The 7894-nt window shown below is 72.3% G+C and carries 6 protein-coding genes and 1 tRNA gene; 6 read left to right on the forward strand and 1 reads right to left on the reverse strand.

What is annotated here, in order from left to right; genetic code table 11:
- The 5 genes from I5E_RS06225 to I5E_RS06245 all read left to right on the forward strand — a co-directional run.
- Nucleotides 1–1038: DNA polymerase Y family protein (locus I5E_RS06225; protein ID WP_022906231.1), on the forward strand; the 1038-nt coding region annotated here is incomplete at its 5' end.
- Between the two features lie 17 nt (nucleotides 1039–1055).
- A complete protein-coding gene (locus I5E_RS06230; protein ID WP_022906232.1) occupies nucleotides 1056–2969 on the forward strand; it encodes a DEAD/DEAH box helicase in 1914 nt (637 codons plus the stop codon).
- 7 nt (nucleotides 2970–2976) lie between these two features.
- Nucleotides 2977–3186: a hypothetical protein gene (locus I5E_RS06235; RefSeq protein ID WP_022906233.1), complete on the forward strand. Its 210-nt coding sequence runs from the start codon at nucleotides 2977–2979 to the stop codon at nucleotides 3184–3186.
- 32 nt (nucleotides 3187–3218) lie between these two features.
- Nucleotides 3219–4547 carry an NAD(P)/FAD-dependent oxidoreductase gene (locus I5E_RS06240; protein ID WP_022906234.1) on the forward strand — a complete coding sequence of 443 codons (1329 nt, stop codon included), beginning with the start codon at nucleotides 3219–3221 and terminating at the stop codon, nucleotides 4545–4547.
- A gap of 140 nt (nucleotides 4548–4687) precedes the next feature.
- Entirely contained in the window at nucleotides 4688–6148 is a 1461-nt protein-coding gene (locus I5E_RS06245; protein WP_022906235.1) for an HD domain-containing protein, read from the forward strand.
- Between the two features lie 76 nt (nucleotides 6149–6224).
- Here I5E_RS06245 and I5E_RS06250 read toward each other — a convergent pair.
- Nucleotides 6225–6310 (reverse strand) — tRNA-Leu (locus I5E_RS06250).
- A 162-nt stretch (nucleotides 6311–6472) separates the two neighbouring features.
- Between I5E_RS06250 and I5E_RS06255 the strand changes: the two genes are divergently transcribed.
- Nucleotides 6473–7789, forward strand: a complete 1317-nt coding sequence (locus I5E_RS06255; protein WP_022906236.1) for a M20/M25/M40 family metallo-hydrolase — start codon at nucleotides 6473–6475, stop codon at nucleotides 7787–7789.
- The last annotated feature ends 105 nt before the right edge of the window (nucleotides 7790–7894 follow it).

A 7894-nucleotide genomic window follows, 5' to 3' on the forward strand; every position in this document is an offset into this window, starting at 1 on the left:
AACTCCGCGATGCCGATGGCCGTCGCCAAGCGTCGGTGCCCGAACGCGATCATCGTCGAGCCGCACTTCGAGAAGTACCGGGCGAAGTCCGACGCCGTGATGCACGTCTTCGACCGGTTCACACCGCGCGTCGAGAAGCTCGGCATCGACGAAGCGTTCCTCGACGTCGCCGGGGCCATCCGGCTCTACGGCACCCCGTGGGAGATCGGCCGGGCGATCCGCGCCGCCGTGTTCGCCGAGACCGGGCTGCACTGCTCGGTCGGCGCCGCGTCGACGAAGTTCGTGGCGAAGCTCGCATCGAGCCGGTCGAAGCCGGACGGCCTCCTCGTGGTGCCGGCGGCCGACAGCGTGGCGTTCCTCCACCCGCAGCCGGTCTCCGCGCTGTGGGGCGTCGGCGGCAAGACGCAGGAGACCCTCGAGCGCCGCGGCATCCGGACGGTCGGCGACCTCGCGACCACGCCGCTCGGCTCGCTCGTCTCCGCGCTCGGACCCGCCGGTGGCCAGCGGCTGCACGACCTCGCCTGGGGCCGCGACCCGCGGACGGTCGAGGCCGGCGTCGGTGAGAAGTCGATCGGGCACGAGGTCACCTTCGGCCACGACCTCACCGAGCGCGACGACGTCGCCCGTGAACTCCTGCGCCTGGCCGACAAGGTGGCCGTGCGACTCCGGCGCGCCGACGTGCAGGCACGGACGGTGGCGCTCAAGGTCCGCTACACGGACTTCAGCACGCTGACCCGGTCCCGCACCCTCGCGGAACCGACCGATGTCGCCAAGCGCCTGCACCGCGAAGCCGTCGAGCTGTACGACGTGCTGCACCGGCCGGGCAACCGGATCCGCCTCATCGGGGTCCGTGGCGAGAACCTCGTGCCGGCGGCGGCGAGCAACGCGCTCTGGGACGACGACGCGCCGTGGCGCGAGACCGAGACGACGATCGACGCGGTCGCCGCACGCTTCGGCGCGGGCGTACTCCGACCGGCATCCCTGGTGCGCGGCACGCCCGAGGGGCACGTCCCACACGCTCGGCAGGACGAAGGGTGACGGTAGAATCTCGTGCAGTGAGCGCAGCCGAGTACACCGATCAGCCAGGGGCGGGGGACCAGCCCGCGGCCCTGTGGGACGACGGTACCGCGGCACCCGAGCACGCCGTCGTCGCGCACGACGAGGCCGTCGCCGCGGCCGAGGCGGCGGGCAACTCGGCCGTGCAGAACCTGTCGCCGGCCTTCCCGGACCGTGCCGCCTGGGGCACCGCATCGAAGCTCCGCGCCTGGCAGGTCGAGGCGCTGACGAAGTACTTCGAGACCGAGCCGCGCGACTTCCTCGCCGCGGCCACGCCCGGCGCCGGCAAGACCACGTTCGCGCTCCGGCTCGCCACCGAGCTCCTCGCCCGCGGCACCGTCGACCGCATCGTCGTCGTCGCCCCGACCGAGCACCTGAAGCGGCAGTGGGCGGACTCGGCGGACCGTGTCGGCATCCGGATCGACCCGATGTTCAAGAACGGCGACGGCATGTTCGGCCGGCACTACCAGGGCGTGGCGATCACGTACGCCCAGGTCGGCATGAACCCCGAGGTCCACCAGAAGATCACCGCCGGCGGCAAGACGCTCGTCATCCTCGACGAGGTCCACCACGGCGGCGACGCCCTCACATGGGGCGACGGCATCAGGGAGGCCTTCTCGAAGGCGACCCGTCGCCTGTCCCTCTCCGGCACCCCGTTCCGCTCGGACACCGCGCCGATCCCGTTCGTGCAGTACGCCCCCGACGAGCAGGGCATCCGCACCTCGATCTCCGACTACAACTACGGCTACGGACGTGCCCTCAAGGACGGCGTCGTCCGTCCGGTGCTCTTCATGGCGTACGCCGGGCAGATGCGCTGGAAGACCCGCATGGGCGACGAGATGTCGGCGTCGCTCGGCGAGCAGGTCACGAAGGACATCACCGCCCAGGCGTGGCGGACCGCCCTCTCGCCGGAGGGCGAGTGGATGCCGGCCGTCCTCTCCGCCGCCGACAAACGCCTGACCGAGGTCCGCCGTGGTGTGCCGGACGCCGGCGGGCTCGTCATCGCCACCGACACCACCACGGCCCGCGCCTACGCCCGGATCCTGCAGCAGATCACCGGCGAGCGGCCAACCGTCGTCCTCTCGGACGAAGCCGCGGCGTCGAGCCGGATCCAGGCCTTCGCCGAGGACACCTCGCGCTGGATGGTCGCCGTCCGGATGGTGTCCGAGGGCGTGGACGTCCCGCGACTGTGCGTCGGCGTGTACGCGACGAGCGCCAGCACCCCGCTCTTCTTCGCCCAGGTGATCGGCCGGTTCGTCCGAGCCCGACGGCGCGGCGAGACGGCGTCGGTGTTCCTGCCGAGCGTGCCCGGCCTGATGGCGCTGGCTGCCTCCCTCGAACTCGAGCGCGACCACGCCCTCGACCGCCCGAAGGACGCCGACGACGGGATGTACAACCCCGAGGACGCGATGGTCGCCGAGGCCAACAAGGAGGACCGCGCGTCGGAGAGCCTGCTCGAGGTCCAGCCGTTCGAGGCGCTCGACTCGCAGGCCTCCTTCGACCGGGTCCTCTACGACGGCGGCGAGTTCGGCACCGGCGGCGAGGTCGGATCGCTCGAGGAACTCGACTTCATCGGCATCCCGGGGCTGCTCGAGCCCGACCAGGTGCGCGACCTGCTCCGCGCGCGGCAGGCGACCCAGGCGAAGCGAGCGAAGGGGCGCACCCCGAAGGACGGCATGCCCAAGGCCGCAGCCGCCACCGAGGACCGCCCGATGTACCAGACGATCAAGGAGCAGCGGTCCGAACTGCACCGGCTCGTCTCGATCTGGTCGCGGCACGCGAACGAGCCGCACGGCGCGATCCACGCGGAGCTCCGCCGCATCAGCGGGGGTCCGGCGGTCGCGCAGGCGAGCATCGAGCAGATCCAGAAGCGCATCGACGTGCTGCGCTCCCGCATCGGCGGGCGTCGGTGAGCACCGCGTGATCGAGGCCGTCGACGACCGCACCTGGTACGTCAAGCGCGACCCCGAGTCCTCGCCCGAGGCCATCATCGACCGCTTCGGCGGCGGCTACCGGCTCCGCCGCTTCTCGCTCACCGAGTCCCGTCGGACCCCGCACGGCGTCTACACCGGCGTCGAACTCGCCGAGACCGCCTGGTGGCGGCTCCGCGACAGGCCGCGCGGCACATGACATCACAAGCCGAAGTCGGGTAGACCGGGGGAATGGCAGACTCCATCCCTCACGTCCTCGTCCTCGGCGGCGGCTCCGCTGGCTACACCACCGTCAAGCAGCTCCAGAAGCACGCCGCGACCGTGCCGATGCGCATCACGCTGGTGGACCAGAACACGTACTACACGTACCTGCCGTTCCTGCCCGAGGTCGCCGGTGGCCACATCGCCCCGAAGGACGTGACCTTCGAGCTGCGCCGCGCGCTCCGCAAGACGCGGGTCATCCAGGGCAAGGTCACCGGGATCTCGTCGGCTGACAAGACCGTCTCGATCGCCACGGCGGGCGGCGACGACCGCACGCTCGGCTACGACCAGCTCGTCGTCGCCCTCGGCTCCGTCACCCGCACCTTCCCGACCCCCGGGCTCGAGGAGTACGGCGTCGGCTTCAAGAGCGTGGAAGAGGCTGCCTACGTCCGCGCGAAGCTCCTCGACAACATCGCCAAGGCCGCTGCCACGCGTGACGAGGACGAGCGCCGCCGCCTGCTCACGAGCATCTTCGTCGGCGGTGGCTACACCGGCGTCGAGGCGATCGGCGAGCTGTTCGACGTCTCGCAGGCCGCCATCAAGACGTACCCGTCGCTCGCCGGCGAGCACCCCCGCTGGGTCCTCATCGACGCGCTCGACCGCGTCGCGCCCGAGGTCGGCCCGGAGCTGTCGAAGTGGACCCTCGAGTCCCTCCGCGCCCGTGGCATCGACGTCCGTCTGAAGACCACCATGCCGAGCGCCGAGGGCGGCGTCATCAAGCTCTCCGACGGCGACGAGTTCGCGGCCGGCCTGCTCGTCTGGACCGCCGGCGTGAAGCCGAACCCGCTCCTCGACGCCTCCGACCTGCCGCGCGGTCCGAAGGGCCACCTCGCCGCGAACGCGAAGCTGCAGGTCGAGAGCGAGGACACGCACGAGGTCGTCCCGGGCGTCTGGGGGCTCGGCGACGTCGCGCAGGTCCCCGACCTGACCGCCGAGAAGCAGCCGGCGTACTACCCGCCGAACGCGCAGAACGCCGTCCGCCAGGCCGTCGTGGCCGCGGACAACGTGGTCGCGACGATCACCGGCAAGCCGCTCGAGGAGTACCGCCACCCGTCCATCGGCACCGTCGCCTCGTACGGTGTCGCGAAGGGTGCGGCGAACATCAAGGGCATCAAGATGACCAACTTGCTCGCCTGGCTCGCACACCGCGCCTACCACGTGTACGCGATGCCGACGCTCAACCGCAAGGTGCGCATCGTGATCGGGTGGATCACCGGTGCCGTCTCGGGTCGCGACGCAACGTCGCTCATCAAGGAGACCGACCCGCGCCGCACCTTCGTCGAGGCGTCGAAGTCGTAGACGCCAGACCCTGACGGACAGGAGGNGNGGTGCCGGNTAAAAGGGCGCCTCCTGTCCGTCGTCCGGTCGCGCCGACGCGCGTGGTGCGGCAGACTGACTCCCTCGGTGCCGCCGCACGGAGGTCCTGGAAGAGGCCGCACGTGACCACCACCATCTCCTGCCCCCGCTGCGGTGCCGCTCGCCTGCCCGCGGCCGTCCACCGGTGCCCCGGCCCCACGGACCCCGAGGACGCGCTCGGCGTGACCGGTGCCGTCGCCGCGCTCCTCGCCGTCCTCGGCAGCGTCGGCCGCGCGCTCCTCGTCGGCGGGGTGGTCCGTGACGCCGTGTTCCGCGAGACCGGGCGGTCGGGCACCGACCCCGAGCACGACGTCGACGTCGAGGTGCACGGCACCCAGACGGCTGCGGTGATGGACGCCCTCCGCGCGGCCGGGGCCGTCGTCGTCCTCGCCGGCACGCGGTTCGAGGTGCTCAAGGTGGTGTTCCTCGGCGTGCAGGCCGACGTCGCCGTGCTCCCGAGCGGCAGCGACGACGCGGCCCTCGTCCGGGCAGCCGCCCGTCGGGACTTCACCGTGAACGCGATCGCCTGGGACCCGGCGACGAACGAGTACGTCGACGCGTTCGGCGGGATCGAGGACGCCGCTCGGGGGATCCTCCGGCACACCTCGGAGCAGTTCGGCGACGATCCGCTGCGGGTGCTGCGGGCCGCCCAGCTCGCCGCGCGCTTCGACCTCAGCGTGCACCCCGCCACGGTCGCCGTCGCCCGCTCACTGGTGGACGCGTTCCCCGCCGTGGCACCGGAACGCACCTGGCCGGAGGTGCGCAAGGTGACCAGGGGCGACCACCCCTCGCGGGCCCTCGACGTCCTCCACGCCACGGGGTGGGAACGGCACTTCCCGGAGCTCGCCGCGGTCCGCGACGTGCCGCAGGACCCGCACTGGCACCCGGAGGGTCCGGTGCACGTGCACCTGGGGCTCGCAGCGGACGCCGCGGCGGCATCCTGCACGGCCGACGGGGTGACGGGGGAGGACCGGACGGTCGTCGTGCTCGCCGCGCTCCTGCACGACCTCGGCAAAGCAGGGGACGGCACGCAGCGGGTGCGGGGCGAGGACGGCACCGTCCGGATCCGGAGCCTCGGACACGAGGTCAGCGGTGCCCGTGCCGCGCGGTCACTGCTCCGCCGCATCGGTGCGCCGAGGGCCGTCGTCGACCGGGTGGTCCCCGCGATCCGGGAGCACATGGTGGCGCACTCGACGACGGGCGCGCCGCCGTCCGTCCCGGCCGTGAGACGACTCCGGCGCCGACTCGGCGGTCCGCTGTCGGCCGTGGAGGTCTGGGCACGGGTGTGCGAGGCGGACTCGCGGGGTCGTGGCCCGGCGTCGGGGCCGTCTCCGGCGTGGGCGTGGTTCGAGGTCGTGCTGGCCGACGAGGTGTCGGGGCCGCGGCCGCGCCTGGTGACGGGCCGCGACCTCATCGACGCGGGGCTCGTCCCGGGGCCGCGGTTCCGTGCGCTCCTCGACGCAGCGGCGGACGCGCAGGACGACGGGCGCTTCGTCGATGCGGAGGGTGCCGCGCGGTGGGTGCAGGAGGCGATCCGACACTGACCGCGGGTCCGTGTCGCCGCCGCGACCGGAACGGGAGAAGCCCCCTGGCCGGTGGCCAGGGGGCTTCTCCTTCGTGTGTCCGAGGGGGGACTTGAACCCCCACGCCCTAATACGGGCACTAGCACCTCAAGCTAGCGCGTCTACCATTTCCGCCACCCGGACAGGGTGTCTGGTGTCTGTTTCCCGGGTTTTCCCCGGCGTTCCTGCCGAGAGAAGACACTAGCACGGGTCTGAACGCGCGATGAACACGGCAACGCATCCCGGGCGCGTCCCGCTGTGACGCCGGGCACCGGGCACGTCGGACCAGACCGGTAGCGTGGGGCCATGACGAACCCGGAGGCCACGCCGACCGACCTCGAGGCCACCGCGGCGATCGCCCGCGACCTCATCCGCATCGACACGACGAACTGGGGCGAGGGGAAGTCCCGCGGCGAGACCGAGGCGGCGCACTACGTCGAGGCGGAGCTCCGAGCACTCGGACTCGAGCCGCAGCTCTTCGAGTCCGAGCCCGACCGGGTGAGCGTCGTGGCCCGGGTGCCCGGACGCGACCGCGACAAGCCCGCCCTGGTCGTGCACGGCCACCTCGACGTCGTACCCGCGGACCCGGCGAACTGGTCGGTGGACCCGTTCGGCGGCGAGGTCCGTGACGGCATGCTCTGGGGTCGCGGCGCCGTGGACATGAAGAACATGGACGCGATGATGCTCACGTCGCTGTCGGACGTCATCGAGCGGCAGGGCGCACCCGAGCGGGACCTCGTGATCGCGTACTTCGCCGACGAGGAGGCCGGGGGCGTCCTCGGCTCGCACCACGTCGTCGAGCACCACCCCGAGGTGTTCCGGGGCGCGAGCGCCGCCATCAGCGAGGTCGGCGGCTACTCGATCACGCTCGGCGACCGTCGTGCCTACCTGCTGCAGACGGGCGAGAAGGCGCTCATGTGGATCAAGCTCGTCGCGACGGGGACGGCGGCGCACGGCTCGCACGTCATCCACGACAACGCGGTCACGAAGCTCGCCGCCGCGGTCGCCCGGATCGGCAGCGAGGAGTGGCCCGTCCGGCTGTCGGCGACGACGGACGCGATGGTGGCCGAGGTCGCGCGGTTCCTCGGCGTGGACCCCACCGTGACCGGCCCGGACGAGGTGGCGCTCGCGACGGGCTCGGCCTCGCGGTTCATCCACGCGGCGCTCCACACGACGACGAACCCGACGGTGCTGACGGCCGGGTACAAGCACAACGTGATCCCGGACCGCGCCGAGGCCCTCGTCGACATCCGGTGCCTGCCCGGCGACGAGGACGCGGTGCTGGCGCGGGTGCGGGAGCTCGCGGGCGACGACGTCGAGGTGGTGATGTCCTTCCGCGACATCGGCCTCGAGCAGGACTTCGGCGGGCCGCTCGTCGACGCGGTGCGCGACGTCCTCGGCCGCCACGACCCCGGTGCCCCGGTGCTGCCCTACCTGCTCTCGGGCGGCACGGACAACAAGGCGCTCTCGACGCTCGGCATCGCCGGGTACGGGTTCGTCCCGCTCCAGCTGCCGGCCGGGGTGGACTTCCCGGCGATGTTCCACGGCGTGGACGAGCGGGTGCCGCTCGACGCGCTCGCGTTCGGTCGGCGGGTCCTCGGAGACCTCCTCGCCACGTACTGATACCGTGCGTGGTCGCCTCCGTGGCGGTGTCCTGACCGACTTCCCCGAAAGGCCCGTGCGTGCACATCCTCGAGGCGATCTTCCTCGGCTTCGTCCAGGGGCTCA

This window comes from Curtobacterium sp. B18, assembly GCF_000333375.1.
GTDB lineage: Bacteria > Actinomycetota > Actinomycetes > Actinomycetales > Microbacteriaceae > Curtobacterium.